Genomic DNA, 12,615 nt, shown 5'->3' with positions numbered 1-12,615 from the left:
TGCTATCCAAATCGTAATCATCATTTTCAACGATTGCAATCTGCAATTCTCTTTGATTTATTGGTTCTAGCTTTCCAATGTATTTTTGTTATCATGTTCCCCAGTAAGAAAAGTGTTACTGCTAGGGCATTACTTGTTTTAATCAAACAACACACTTCTCATTGATAGAGCCGAGACAGCGTTGCTGCCTCGGCCCTTATACTCGTCTCACTCTCTTTCAAAAAATTAGACCTCTGAAAGGTTCAAATAATTAGTGCTCCACCCGAACGGTCACCGTAACGGTTGTCCGATTGCCGGCATGATCTGCCGCCTCGTACGTAATCGTATAGATTCGGCCATCTCATTGGCCGGATCTCTCGGCACGGAGTTGGAATTCGAAATCGGCCGTGCCGTATTCTGCTTCTTGAATGTCGCCTATCGTATTTCCGTCTCCGATTCCGTCGTCCGGCTCGCTGCTTACGATGGACACCAACTGAATCGATGCGACGCCGGTTCCTTCATCGGTTGCGTGAGGGGTGACCCGGATCGTCTCCATTCGGTGTCCGACCGGCTTGAGAATCGGCTTATCCACTTCAAGCCGCAAAGTCGGAGGCGTGTTGTCAGCCGCGTAGAATTCAACCGAATAGCTCCGAACACCGCCGTCTGTCGCCGTTACGCTTACCAAGGCTTTTCCGGGAATCGCGGTTGCCTGCTCGACTGACACCTGGGACGCGTCGGACAGAAGCTCTGCCGACACGACGGGGATCGATCTTGGATCCTGGACCTCGGCCTATATTCCGTCGTCGCCGGATCGAAATCCGGCAGCGGCGCGCCGTCTACGGCAATCGACGCGGGCTCGCGGTTACCGTCCGCAATCGGAACGGCGGCTGCCGGATTCCAGCCGTCGCTGCCGCCAAGCATCGCCTCCGGCGTAAGCAGCGCAGCTTCATCCGTCGTCAACTGCTTCGACCAGCCGTACCTCGCTTGCGGATTAGCCCCAGGTCCGTAGCTGGCGAATTGGCGGGGTTCCCCCAGTTATTCCAACCCGCCCCTTGAATGTGGTCCCCCAAATAGCTGTTCACGTAATTCGCGTCGATGCCGGAAGCGACAGTCGCATATGGGCCTTCCGGACTGGCGCTCTCGATTAGCCTGCGTTATGTATTACTTGTACTCTTCTATGTTCAGAAGATGAAGCCTCCCCTCATCGGTCGCCTCTTCCGGGAATCGGTTCGGATCTAACGCATGCAAAGTGCGGGCCGTATTAATCGCGCCTTGATGCCCCTCTTCGTACTGCCGGCTAAGGATTGCTCGCAGTCTCTTTATCTCATCCTCGTTTGCCTGCGCAATATCGATAAGGATGCTCTGGCACGTCCACACGTCCAACTTCCTTGTAACGCCGTCATAGAAGGGGCGATATCCGCAGAACATTTCAAGCATGGTCATGATGCTGCCCACAGCATGGCTGCCTAGCGCCGTTATTTGCTCGATGACATCGAATTCATTGCGATGCATGCTCTTCAGCTCAAGCACTTCTTTGCTGTCGTTATTCAACTTGAAATCAACCAGCGCTCGGCTCCAAAAGCCAACTTGTTCGGCAATCGGCAGACTGCGGATTCGTTGGATGAATTCTTCATACTGCTGGATATCGGGGAATGCTTTATAGAATTGCGTATCCGGAATCGTCCTTTTCATAAAAGCCATGTCGTCTTCATCGTGATCCGTCACATAAGCGATGAAGTCGTCCGTTCGATGCAGCTTCTCAAATTCGGGGGCCAACTCCTGAATCGCTTCAACAAGCATATCGATAAAAAAGGAACGATATCGCTCCCCTTCTTCATCGTCGGAGTCCCACATCTCATCCAACTCTTCTGCGAATTGATTGGAGAAACTCCACAATTCATCGTTATTATCATCTTCAAAATGGTAATCGCCGACGCTATACTTCAGACCATTGTAAGCATATATTCGATCGTGCGGATAATTCTGATAGCTCTTATGCGTTAAAGTCTGGGCGAGCCCCTCCAACGTATTCCATCGAATACCTATAGCGCCAATCGACGATTGAGCATCCAGAACAAAGGCATATACATCCCGGTTGTCGGGAGTTCTCGAGAAAGTCTCGATCGTATTCCGGCAATGCTGCAGCAATGTGCTTTTGAATGATGGAAAGTCTACTGTGAAACTCATTCGTCCCGCCTCCCCTTTATCTTCCAATGTATCATCCTCCGCTCATAAAATTCAAAGGGTTTAATGAAAGGCAGCGATTATAAAATCAATGATCCGGGTTCTCAGCTTGTCGCCGTTCTCTCCTCTTTTATACATATCCGTTCCGTGAAAGCCGCTTTCGTCAATAATCAGCTCCTTCCGGTCCGCTCCGGATGCTTCGTACAATTGGCGAACCTGCTTTTCAACCGCTCCCAGCATATCACCCGGAGATACAACGAACAGGGAAGGCGCTTTTATCTCCTTTACGCTTGGAATAGCATCCAGCCTGGGGCCGCATTGTGCAGGCGAAGAGAGAATCAGCAGCCCTTGTATGGGCAACGGTTGGCCGACGCCCGAGATGATGGCGGTCGTCCCTCCGCAGGAAGCGCCGGCCAGAAACACGCGCTCTGCGCCCTGGCGCTCAAGCTCCTTGAGCGCAGCTTCGGCGTCAAGCTCAATGGATTCCGTATCCTCGGACTGCTGCGAGGCTCCATGAGCCCGATATTCGGGAAGCACGACCAAATACCCTTGTTCAGCCAACTCCTGGCCAATATCAAGGAAGGAGCATATGCTGTACCCTTGCTCATGAGCGAGCAATACGCCATCGGAGCCGCTCCCCAGCACAAGCGCGGTCAGATACTTCCCGTCGCTCGTCTTCAGCGTCGAAGCATGCGTGCGCAGCTCTTCGGGAACACAGCTGTTCACCGGGTATCCCTGATCGGAGATAACGGTCTGCTCCGGCCAGGCGGATTCATATTGAACCGGAGGAAACGCCGGGGCCTTGGCCCCTTTCGCAGGAGGCGTCTCTTCCGCAAGCGCATCCGTGGGCTGAGCGCTGGATAACGGGGCTGTGGGCATTCCTTGCTGTGCCTGTTCGCTTCCGGAGGGGCTCGCACACCCAATCACGGAAGCAAGCGCGGCCGCAAGAACGGCAATCGCCAAAGCGCGCAACCGCAGCCAACGGCTGAGCGCTCTTATTCTTTTCATGACAACGACTCCTTTCCAGCCTTTTTAGTCGGATGCTAGGCTCTTAAAAGCCGAGAAGCTTAGATTTCTCCTTCTGAACCTTATCCGTGAAGGTTTTGAGCAAGCCGCCCTGTACTTCCTTCAATTGTTCGGACAACTTGCTGATCTCCGAATTGTCCTTTTTAGCCGCTTCGATTTTTTTCACGGCTTGATCGTAAGTGTCATTGACCGGAAGAACGCCCGCCTCAAGCGCCTCTCCGACAGGCTGCACCAGATAAGCTTCCATTTCTTCGTCGGTTAAAATGGCTTTGTATTCCTTCATTAATTCGGCCGTGATTTCAAGCTGTCGGCTCCGGGCATCAATGATTTTCTTTTTCTCTTCAGCCGTAAAATCCGTTCTCCGATTTACAAAATCAGTAAATGTATCCAACGAATCATTCATGGTCATGTAGTCATCGATCGTTAATGCCTTCTGGGAGTCAGCTGCCTTACTTCCTACGTCCTGTTCCTTATGTACATCCGACTCCGCCGCTTCGTTTGAACTGCCGGATCCCTCGTTTTCCAGCGGCAAATCGGTTTGACCTTCCGTCTGTTGAACAGGCTCAAGAGATGCGTTGGATGGGGAAAGCGTTCGATTCGCAGAGCACCCTCCCAGTATCGCTGTTACGACAATTCCGAGAATAACCGTGGTCAAAAACCTTTTTGTCATTATGTTCTCCTCCACATACCTACCGATTGTCGCTCCCAAGTTCACATACGCCGCCCTTTCATCCATCGAGCCGGTATAGGATCCTTGTTATCGACCTCTTCAATATAAAGGAGAGATATCTCCAAAGTTTGACCAAGATGTAAACAAATTGTCTCCAACCTTTCTCTGGTAGAGCCGCACGGCGTCTCCAGCAGCCAACTAGGGTCAATCTCCGTTTAAAAAAGAAAAGCGAAGGCATTTTCCGTATCGGAAATGTCCTTCGCTCTCTATCGAATGCCCCCGCTTCCCGCCTCTTCCCCTCGTTCCTCCGAACAAGCGAGAGAGCGCGAGGAGCAGCGTGCCGATGCCGACAAGCTGCAAGATGACGACCGCGATACTGTCGCTACCCAAGAGCAATTCCCCCTTCCGCTAGGGATTGTCCGATTCCCCAGCTTATTCGGGTTCCTCACGGATTAGAACTCTCGCGAAGCCGCCGCGGCCTCGCGTTGACGAGGAGGATGCTGGCGACGATAAGCGCCATGCCGGCGAGCAGGTTCAGCGTCAGCCTCTCGTTAAGGAACAGCACGCTGCAGACGATCGAGACGACCGGGATAAGGAACGTGTACGATCCGACCTTCGTCGCCTCGCCCGAGCCGATCAGCTTGAAGTAGACGAGCCAGCCGAGCGCGATGACGAAGACGGAGATGAACAGCGTGTCGTAGATGAACGCCCCGGTCCACCGCACCTCCGACCAGCTCTCGACGGACGAGCCGTACGCGGTCATGAGCACGCCGCCGATCGTGATCTGCATGGCGGTCATCCACAGCGAGTCGACCTTGGCCGCCGACCGCTTGATATAGACGGTTCCGAGCGCCCAACTGAGCGCGGAAGCGAGAGCGAGCAGGATGCCGATGAAGGAGATGCCGCCCTCCAACCCGCCGATGCTCATCGCGGCCACTCCGGCGAAGCCGAGCAGCAGGCCGATCATTTTCCGCGCGTACATCCGCTCCCCGAGCCACATCCACGCGAACAGGCCGAGCAGCACCGGCTGCAGGAACACGATGGCCGAGAACAGGCCTGCGGGCATGTATTGTAGGCCGACGGTCTGGAAGCCGTAGTAGAAAACGATGCTCAGAACGGCCGACAGCAAATAGTACGGCCAAGTCTCTCGAAGCCGCAGCTTCCTCCAGCGCGGCAGCGCGACGGCGATGAGCAGGACGCCCCCGATCAATGTGCGAAGGCCGGCGAACAGAAGCGGCGGCGTGAATTCCAGCGCGTATTTGGACAGAGGCCAGTTAATGCCCCACATCAGGATCAGAAACGCTAGATAGAAGAGGGTCTGCTTGCGAGTTAGTGCGGATTCTGCCATAACCGGTCTCTCCTTGTGAAAAGGTCAACCCGAATGATACACTATTTCGTATCATAATGAAAATGAATGTTACTCATAGGAGGCATACCCTTCACGTTATGACAAATACGCAGATCCAGCTGTTCGTCCGAATTGCGGAGACCGGAAGCTTCACGAAGGCCGGCCTTATCCTGAACATGACCCAGCCCGCGGTCAGCCGCGCCATCTCTTCGCTGGAAGCGGAGCTCGACGTTCCGCTCCTTCTGCGCGACCGGCGCAGCGGCGTCCAATTGACGGAAGCCGGCAAGCGGATCCTCGTCCTGTTCCGGGAGATTCTCGGCACCTTCGCCAAGGTGGATCAGGTCGTCGCCGACGAGAAGGGGCTTCAGGTCGGCACGATCCGCGTCGGGGCGTTCCCCGTGGCCGCGGCGCACTTCCTTCCCCGGATCATCGGCGCCATCGCGGACAAGCATCCGGGCATCGAGTTCGAGCTGCACGAAGGGAACATCGAAGAGCTGAGGAATTGGCTGGAGACGAGAGTGATCGACGTCGCGCTCCTGATTCCGCCGGACGGAGATGGGGAGACGATCCCGCTCTACCGGGAGAAAATGTACGCCGTCCTCCGCGACGACCATCCGCTGAGCGATCAAGCCGTCATCCCAATCAAGCGCCTGCTACAGGAACCGTTCATTACGTGCAAAGCCGGGTACGAGCAGCCGATCGTCGACTTGTTCGAACGGGCAGGCGTCGACCTGCAGCCGAAGTATATCGTGCAGAGCGTCAACATGGCCCTCCGGATGGCGGAGGAAGGGCTCGGCTTCCCGATTCTGTCCGAGCTCGCCCTGAAGACGCTGCCGCCCCGGCTCGTCAAGCGCGAGCTGGAGCCCGAAGCGTATCGCGACATCCGGCTCGCGGTTCCTTCCCTTGGAGAAGCTTCCCACGCGGTCAAGCTGTTCATTCGGACGACGCTCGACTTGTTCCCGCCGGACGTGCCAGCGGATGGGAAGTCTTATTCCATCTAGCGCACCGCCGATGCCAAAAAGCCGCTTCGCCCGGGCGACAGGGCCCAAGCGGAGCGGCTTCGATCGTTCATTTGTTAAAGATGCGTAACGCAAAGCGTCAGCACCGAAAAGATCATCATGGCGAATCCGACGTATAGAACGGCTCTTCGAACGTCTACGCATTCCTTCATCCGATCGCTCCCCTTCCAGCTCAATTTAAAACAATATATCAACGTTTCATGAACGGAATATGAACGGAATTCCCTTAGACCGTTAAGTTGAAGAAGAGGCGGATGAAGAAAATGAAGAAGCGAAGACGTCCCTCGTAAACCGGATCCACTCCCTCGCCGCCAACGAAATGTAGCCGTCCCGCTTCCAAGCCAAGACGAGCTGCCACGGAATGATCGGGTTCACGAGCGGCACCGTCCGCGCCTTGGACGGCGGGATCGCGCGGCAGATCGTCTCCGGCAGCATCGCGACGCCGAGTCCGGCGGCCGCGAGCTCGCCGATGAAGTCCCACTGCGAGCTCTCGCACGCGATCCGGGGTTCGAAGCCGATCGCCCGGCATTCCCGCACGATGCGCTCGTGCAACGCGAAGTCGTTGTTGAACAGAATGAACGGCTCCCCTTCCAGCTCCGCGAGCTCGATCCGGCTTCTCTCCGCCAGCGGATGAGACGGATGAAGGATGACCTTCAGTCGGTCTTCCACGATCGGGAACGATTCGAACGCCGTCTCGTCGACCGGCAGCAGCACGACTCCCACATCCAGCGAGCCGTCCGCGATCCCTTCCTCGATCCGGCGCGCCCCATCCTCCACCATCCGGATCGAGATGCCGGGATAGCGTTCCTGGAAGCTCTTGATCACCGGGGGGAAGAAGCTCGAGCCCGCCATCGGAGGAAGCCCGATCCGGATGCTTCCCTTATTCAGATATGTCAAATCGTTGATCTCCGTGACCAGGTTGTCGAACGATTGAAGAATCGGGCCGGCGTGCCGCACGATCGCCTCGCCCGCGTCCGTCAGCTTGACGCGCTTGCCGTCCCGCGCGAAGATCTCGATGCGCAGCTCGTTCTCGAGGTTCTTGATCATCTTGCTGATGGTCGGCTGGGTGACGTGAAGAGCTTCCGCCGCCCGCGTGAAGCTGTTGTGCCGGACGATCTCGACGATGGCTTGGAGATGGCGCAGGTCCACGCGAATTCGCCCCCATCATTCACTAATGGAATGTAACACATTCAATATATTCATTTTACGCATGAAAAGCAACGTCGTATACTGTTTACATAACGAAAGGGGATTGCGGCACGTGACCAAACTTCTGAAGACGACCGCTCAGGTCGTATTTTTTATCGCGTTCTCGAAGCTCGCGGACATGCTTGTCGAATGGCTGCATCTGCCGATACCGGGAAGCATTCTGGGCATCCTATTGCTGTTCGCGCTGCTCAAGCTCGGGGTTATTCGGCTCGGCTGGATCGAGCTCGGCACGCGATGGCTGCTCGCGGAGATGCTCCTGTTCTTCATTCCCTCGGCCGTCGGGATCGTCGACTACGGAAGCCTCGTCGCCGACAGCGGCTTGCGGATCGCCGCCACGATCGTCGTCAGCACGGCGGCCGTCATGGCCTGCTCGGGCTGGATCGGCGGACGGATCGCGGCCTTCAAGGAGAAGAAGACGATATGATCAACGCTATGCTCTGGCTCGCTCTGACAGTTGCCGTGTACGTTCTGTCGAAGCGTATCTATAGAAGATATCCGAAAATCTATCTGACCCCGCTGCTCGTCACCCCGATCGTCCTGATCGCGGCGCTCGAGCTAAGCGGCGTCTCGTTCGCCGCTTACGATAAGGGCGCGGGACTGCTGAGCGATCTGGTCGAGCCCGCGACGATCGCCCTGGCGGTCACGCTGTATAAGCACGTCGACGTGCTGCGCAAGCACGCCGGGGCCATCGCCGCCGGAGCGGGCTGCGGGGCCGTCGCCGCCGTCGTCACGTCCGTCGGATTGGCCCGAATGCTCGGGCTGCAGACGAACGTGACGGACAGCTTGGCCCCCCGTTCGGCGACGACGCCGATCGCGTTGTCCGTCTCGCATATGATCGGCGGCGTCCCGACGCTCACCGCGGTCGCCACGCTGATCACCGGGCTGCTCGGTCTCCTGATCGGCCCGCTCGCCGTCAAGGCGCTGCGGGTGAACAGCCCCGTCGCCCGCGGCGTCCTGTTCGGAACGAGCGCCCATTCGGCCGGCATCTCCAAGGCGCTCGAGTACGACGCCGTCACCGGCTCCGTCGCGAGCATCTCGATGATGTTCACCGCGTTCGTCACGCTGTGCGTGACGCCTTGGATTCTCCCTTGGCTTACGTGATCCGCGCTATTCCTTGAGCACCAACCCGAACAGGTTGGCGAAGACGGACGCTTGGCCGCGGGAGATGATGCAGCCCCGCAGGTCTTCCGCTTCCACGGCCAGCGTGTTGAAGTCGCAGTCGCTGAGGTCGATGCCGTCGAGCTTCGTTCCGGCGAGCTGCGCTCCGTCCAGATCGACGCGACGGAGCAGCACGCTCTGCAGCTTCGCCGTATAGAAGTCCGCGCGACGCAGGAAGCAATCCTCGAAGAGAACCTGCTTCAGGTCGGCGAACCGCAGGTTGACGTATTCTCCCTGGCACTCCAGGAAGCGCACGTTGCGCAGCATCGCGTCGGACAGGTCGAGCCCCATCAGCTTGCAGCCGCGGAACTCCGCCCGGTGAATATTCGCCCCGCCGAAGCGGGCGTTGGACAAGTCGCAGCGGTCGAACACGACGTCCGTCAGCTCCAGCCGGGCCAGGTCGTTATCCCGGAAGGTCACGCCTTCGAACGAGACGCGCTCGAATGACACCCGGCTCGCCTCCTGGCCCTCGATCGCGACTCCGGCGATTCTCGCGTCGCGAACGGAGTCCTCGTCCCGGAGCCCGATCGGCCCCGGGAGCTCCGTCAGCCGGGCGGGCAGCTTCGGCGCTTCGACGGGCGGCTTGCTTTTCGACTCGGAACTCATCTCGCCCTCTCCTCCCCTCTGCCGGCCGTCATCCCTGCGGGAAAAACCGCGCAAGCACCTTCTGAATGTTCTCGTCCCAATACTCCCACGAATGGTCGCCCGGCCCCTCTTCGTATGCGTAATCCGGGTAACCCGACTCTTCGCACGCTTTCTTGAAGCTCAAATTGTCTTCGTACAGGAAGTCTTCCGTCCCGCACAGCTGATAGAGCGCCGGCTTCGGTCCTTCGACGCCGCGCGCGTCCTCCAGCAGCCGGAACAGATCGTTCTCGGTCCCCCGAACGTCCTTGTTCCCGAATATCAGGTCCGTCGCCCGGCCGATCCAGGTGCCCTTCTCCTTCTCGATCCGCGCCGCGATATCGAGCGCTCCGGACAGGCTGGCCGCCGCCGCGAACCGGTCCGGATGCCGCAGCGCCCACTTGAACGCCCCGTAGCCGCCCATCGAGAGCCCCGCGACGTAGTTATGCTCCCTCTCGTCGGACAAGGGGAAGAAGGAGCGGGCCACCGCCGGAAGCTCCTCCGACAGGAACGTCCAATAGGCGTCCCCATGCTCCATGTCCGTATAGAAGCTTTTATGTACGTTGGGCATGACGACCGCCAATCCGAGCGGGGCGACGTAGCGCTCGATCGACGTTCTCCTCGTCCAGATCGTATCGTCGTCCGACAAGCCGTGGAGCAGGTACAGGGTCGGGAACTTCCCGCTCCCCGAGCGGCCTGCCATTCCGATCTGGCTTGCCGTCTGCTGCGGCAGAATGACGGTCATCGAAGTGCTCATTCCGAGCGTCTCGGAGAAAAAACGACAAGTAATCAGAGCCATAGGTTCTCTTCATCCTCCCGGTAGTTCCGCTCGCCGCTGCCATTGGGCGATTCGGTTATTCCTTCTTAGTATGGAGGAACTCGTTCCGCAAATCAAAGGCTTGACGACTAGCCGACCTCCGGTTCATATTCGACAAAATGATACTTTTATTGACAGAAATCATTGTTTTTCATACAATTTTTTGGACGTTATTTCCGTAAACGTAAAGTTTTTAGTCGTTTAGGACGATTACTACTATGTGCGTTGCGATAGGTATTCGGTCCCCCCGGGTACTTCATCCGCGGCAGAAGGAGAGTGAAGCCCGATATCGCGGCCGGCCCCGGAAGCCGGGCAAATCAGCTTGGCAAGTTCACACAAATAGAGAGATGAAGGTGCGGTGGAGATCATGCGGTCAATACGTTTGCCCAATCCGGTAAAATCCGTCGGAATGAAGCTGTTTATCGTTTTCTTCGTCAGCATTCTGGTATTCGTCGTCGCCGTGGGAACGATCTCGTACAATTACTCCAAGGGAATCGTCAAGAACAAGGTGTCGGATGCCACTCTGCAGACGATGATCCAGGCCGGGGAGAAGATGGACTTCTATTACGGAACGTTCGAGAATTTGTCCTCCCAGATTATGTTCGACAAGGACATCATGGCCAATCTCCGGAAGATGGCCGCTCTCGCCCCGGATTCCTACGAGTACATGGAGCAATCCTGGAAGGTCCGCGACAAGTTCACTACATACACGTATTCCAACACCGACGTCAGCGCCCTCCATCTCTTCCGTACCAACGGAGAATACATCAATCTGAGTGCCTCCAGCGCCAAAACCGAGAAGTTCGGCGACCAGGAGTGGTTCAAGCGGGTATTGGCCGCCGGGAATAAGTCCACGTGGCTGCCCAGCCAGCCGAAGGGCTATTCCGGGAAGATGCTGTCTCCCGGCTTCGCCCTCGCCCGGCCTCTGACGGACGTGACTTCCAACAAGGTCGTCGCCATCCTGCTGATCGAGATCCCGATCGACGCCCTTAGCAAGCAGCTCGGCAAGATCGATATGGGCAGCGGCGGCTCGGTTCGGATTCTCAGCGGCTCGGGTCAAGTCGTCTATTCCGCCGACGCGGCGCAGATCGGCCAGCCTTCGGACGTTCAGCTCGGCGAAGGCGATACCGCGAAGGAGAGCGGCTCCGTGCAGCAGGGAGGCTATCAGCTCTCTTACTACAAGTCCCCGGTCACGGGCTGGGTCAACCTCGGCATCATGCCGGTAGCCGAGCTGGCCAAGGATTCGAAGGTCATCTTCCAGATCACGATCCTGATGTCGATTCTGGCGGCCGTTGCGGCTTCCTTGGTCGGGTACATGATCGTCCGGAACATCGCCCGTCCTCTCGTCAAGCTCCGCAACCTGATGCAGCAGGGAGCCCAAGGGGATCTCCGCGTCCGGTCGCGGCTCAAGTCCCGCGACGAGATCGGGCAGCTCGGGGAGAGCTTCGATACGATGATGCTGCAGATCACGGAGCTCGTTCAACAGACCCGCCAATCCGCGAACCAGGTGCTGGAGACGGCGTCCGAGCTGTCCCAGGCGTCGCGGACGACGGCCGTCTCCGCCAAGGAGATCGCCGTCGCGACGGAGGAGATCTCCCAAGGGGCGGGCGGACTCGCGAACGAAGCGGAACGCGGCAACGATCTGACCCTGACGAACGCGGACCGGCTGCGCAACGTCATCGAGGCGAACCGCGAGATGGGAGAAGTCGCCTCCGGCATCCGCGAATCCAGCGAGCACGGCACGGAATACATCTCCGAGCTGATCTCCAAGACGGGCGATACCGAGCGGATGATCCGCTCCATGGAAGAGAAGGTCGGCAAGCTGAAGGACAGCACCGACTCCATCCGCCGCATCGTCGACCTGCTCGGCAACGTGACGAAGCAGACGAACATTCTGTCGCTGAACGCCGCGATCGAAGCTGCCCGGTCCGGAGCGGCCGGCAAGGGCTTCATGGTCGTCGCGGACGAGATCCGCTCGCTCGCCGACCAATCGAAGGAGTCGATCGGCGTCGTCGGCGACATCACCGAAGGCATCCAGAAGGAGATCGACGAGACCGTCGGCGTTCTGTCGGCCGCTTATCCGATCTTCCAGCAGCAGATCGATTCGATGAAGGAAGCGGCCACCATCTTCCGGCAGGTACAGGGCCACGTGGGCGAATTCATCGAGAAGCTCGGCCGCGTCAGCGACTCGATGCGCGAGCTGGACGAGACGCAGGGCATTCTGTCCGACTCGATGAGCAACGTCAGCGCGGTGGCGCAGCAATCGCTGGCGACGTCGGAGCAGGTCGCGTCGCTGAGCCAGGAGCAGCTCAACATCAGCGAGCGGCTCGTCCAGCACGTCGAGAAGCTCGAACGGCTGTCCGATTCGCTGCAAGGGTCTCTGACCCGGTTCCAGATCGATTAGAGAGAACGCATTGTTACCGAGTGAGGACCGGCCTTCGATTCCGAAGGCCGGTTTTATTTCTGCGGATGACCCTTTCGCTAACGGAACTGTTCTATTCGATTTTGATTGGGACCCGTCTGCCTCGAGAAGGCGCATTGCTTGAAGGTGTACGAAAAAACATATAAACCTGAATTTCGAAAG

12 protein-coding genes are annotated in these 12,615 nt (G+C 57.7%); 4 read left to right on the top strand and 8 right to left on the bottom strand.

All coding sequences use genetic code 11. The features are described 5' to 3' along the window. Positions 1-340 precede the first annotated feature (340 nt). From H7B90_RS21050 to H7B90_RS21030, 5 genes are all read right to left on the bottom strand, one after another. Positions 341-736 (bottom strand): hypothetical protein, encoded by a 396-nt coding sequence (locus H7B90_RS21050; protein WP_185137874.1) that lies wholly within the window; start codon positions 734-736, stop codon positions 341-343. 404 nt (positions 737-1,140) lie between these two features. Beyond that, a complete protein-coding gene (locus H7B90_RS21045; RefSeq protein WP_185137873.1) occupies positions 1,141-2,166 on the bottom strand; it encodes a DUF4303 domain-containing protein in 1,026 nt (341 codons plus the stop codon). 60 nt (positions 2,167-2,226) lie between these two features. Continuing rightward, entirely contained in the window at positions 2,227-3,171 is a 945-nt protein-coding gene (locus H7B90_RS21040; protein WP_260411144.1) for an alpha/beta hydrolase, read from the bottom strand. 43 nt (positions 3,172-3,214) lie between these two features. Then, positions 3,215-3,859, bottom strand: coding sequence for a hypothetical protein (locus tag H7B90_RS21035; protein ID WP_185137872.1), 645 nt, complete (start codon positions 3,857-3,859; stop codon positions 3,215-3,217). 445 nt (positions 3,860-4,304) lie between these two features. Beyond that, entirely contained in the window at positions 4,305-5,207 is a 903-nt protein-coding gene (locus H7B90_RS21030) for a DMT family transporter (RefSeq protein WP_185137871.1), read from the bottom strand. A 98-nt stretch (positions 5,208-5,305) separates the two neighbouring features. On the opposite strand from H7B90_RS21030, the gene H7B90_RS21025 reads away from it, so the two are divergent. Further along, on the top strand, positions 5,306-6,208 hold the full coding sequence (locus H7B90_RS21025) for a LysR family transcriptional regulator (RefSeq protein ID WP_185137870.1): 903 nt from the start codon (positions 5,306-5,308) through the stop codon (positions 6,206-6,208). Between the two features lie 252 nt (positions 6,209-6,460). Here H7B90_RS21025 and H7B90_RS21020 read toward each other — a convergent pair whose 3' ends face one another. Continuing rightward, positions 6,461-7,375, bottom strand: coding sequence for a LysR family transcriptional regulator (locus tag H7B90_RS21020; protein ID WP_185137869.1), 915 nt, complete (start codon positions 7,373-7,375; stop codon positions 6,461-6,463). Between the two features lie 112 nt (positions 7,376-7,487). Here H7B90_RS21020 and H7B90_RS21015 point away from each other — a divergent pair, with 112 nt between their 5' ends. Further along, entirely contained in the window at positions 7,488-7,859 is a 372-nt protein-coding gene (locus tag H7B90_RS21015; protein ID WP_311772783.1) for a CidA/LrgA family protein, read from the top strand. Continuing rightward, on the top strand, positions 7,856-8,536 hold the full coding sequence (locus H7B90_RS21010; protein ID WP_221482117.1) for an LrgB family protein: 681 nt from the start codon (positions 7,856-7,858) through the stop codon (positions 8,534-8,536). The genes H7B90_RS21015 and H7B90_RS21010 overlap by 4 nt, the downstream gene beginning before the upstream one ends. Positions 8,537-8,542: 6 nt before the next feature. Here the strand turns inward: H7B90_RS21010 and H7B90_RS21005 are convergent, their stop codons facing one another. Continuing rightward, positions 8,543-9,199, bottom strand: coding sequence for a pentapeptide repeat-containing protein (locus H7B90_RS21005; RefSeq protein ID WP_185137867.1), 657 nt, complete (start codon positions 9,197-9,199; stop codon positions 8,543-8,545). Positions 9,200-9,227: 28 nt separating this feature from the next. Further along, positions 9,228-10,013: an alpha/beta hydrolase gene (locus H7B90_RS21000; RefSeq protein ID WP_185137866.1), complete on the bottom strand. Its 786-nt coding sequence runs from the start codon at positions 10,011-10,013 to the stop codon at positions 9,228-9,230. A 427-nt stretch (positions 10,014-10,440) separates the two neighbouring features. Here H7B90_RS21000 and H7B90_RS20995 point away from each other — a divergent pair, with 427 nt between their 5' ends. Then, on the top strand, positions 10,441-12,435 hold the full coding sequence (locus H7B90_RS20995) for a methyl-accepting chemotaxis protein (RefSeq protein WP_246578847.1): 1,995 nt from the start codon (positions 10,441-10,443) through the stop codon (positions 12,433-12,435). The last annotated feature ends 180 nt before the right edge of the window (positions 12,436-12,615 follow it).

Source organism: Cohnella xylanilytica (assembly GCF_014212175.1).
In the GTDB taxonomy this organism is placed as follows: domain Bacteria; phylum Bacillota; class Bacilli; order Paenibacillales; family Paenibacillaceae; genus Cohnella; species Cohnella xylanilytica.
This window is presented reverse-complemented; position numbering and strand designations above follow the sequence as displayed.

Coding starts and splice junctions, on each gene's coding strand:
- H7B90_RS21030 (WP_185137871.1), bottom strand. CDS start 5,207: ATGGCAGAATCCGCACTAACTCGCAAGCAGACCCTCTTCTATCTAGCG.
- H7B90_RS21000 (WP_185137866.1), bottom strand. CDS start 10,013: ATGGCTCTGATTACTTGTCGTTTTTTCTCCGAGACGCTCGGAATGAGC.
- H7B90_RS21035 (WP_185137872.1), bottom strand. CDS start 3,859: ATGACAAAAAGGTTTTTGACCACGGTTATTCTCGGAATTGTCGTAACA.
- H7B90_RS21040 (WP_260411144.1), bottom strand. CDS start 3,171: ATGAAAAGAATAAGAGCGCTCAGCCGTTGGCTGCGGTTGCGCGCTTTG.
- H7B90_RS21025 (WP_185137870.1), top strand. CDS start 5,306: ATGACAAATACGCAGATCCAGCTGTTCGTCCGAATTGCGGAGACCGGA.
- H7B90_RS21010 (WP_221482117.1), top strand. CDS start 7,856: ATGATCAACGCTATGCTCTGGCTCGCTCTGACAGTTGCCGTGTACGTT.
- H7B90_RS21005 (WP_185137867.1), bottom strand. CDS start 9,199: ATGAGTTCCGAGTCGAAAAGCAAGCCGCCCGTCGAAGCGCCGAAGCTG.
- H7B90_RS21045 (WP_185137873.1), bottom strand. CDS start 2,166: ATGAGTTTCACAGTAGACTTTCCATCATTCAAAAGCACATTGCTGCAG.
- H7B90_RS20995 (WP_246578847.1), top strand. CDS start 10,441: ATGAAGCTGTTTATCGTTTTCTTCGTCAGCATTCTGGTATTCGTCGTC.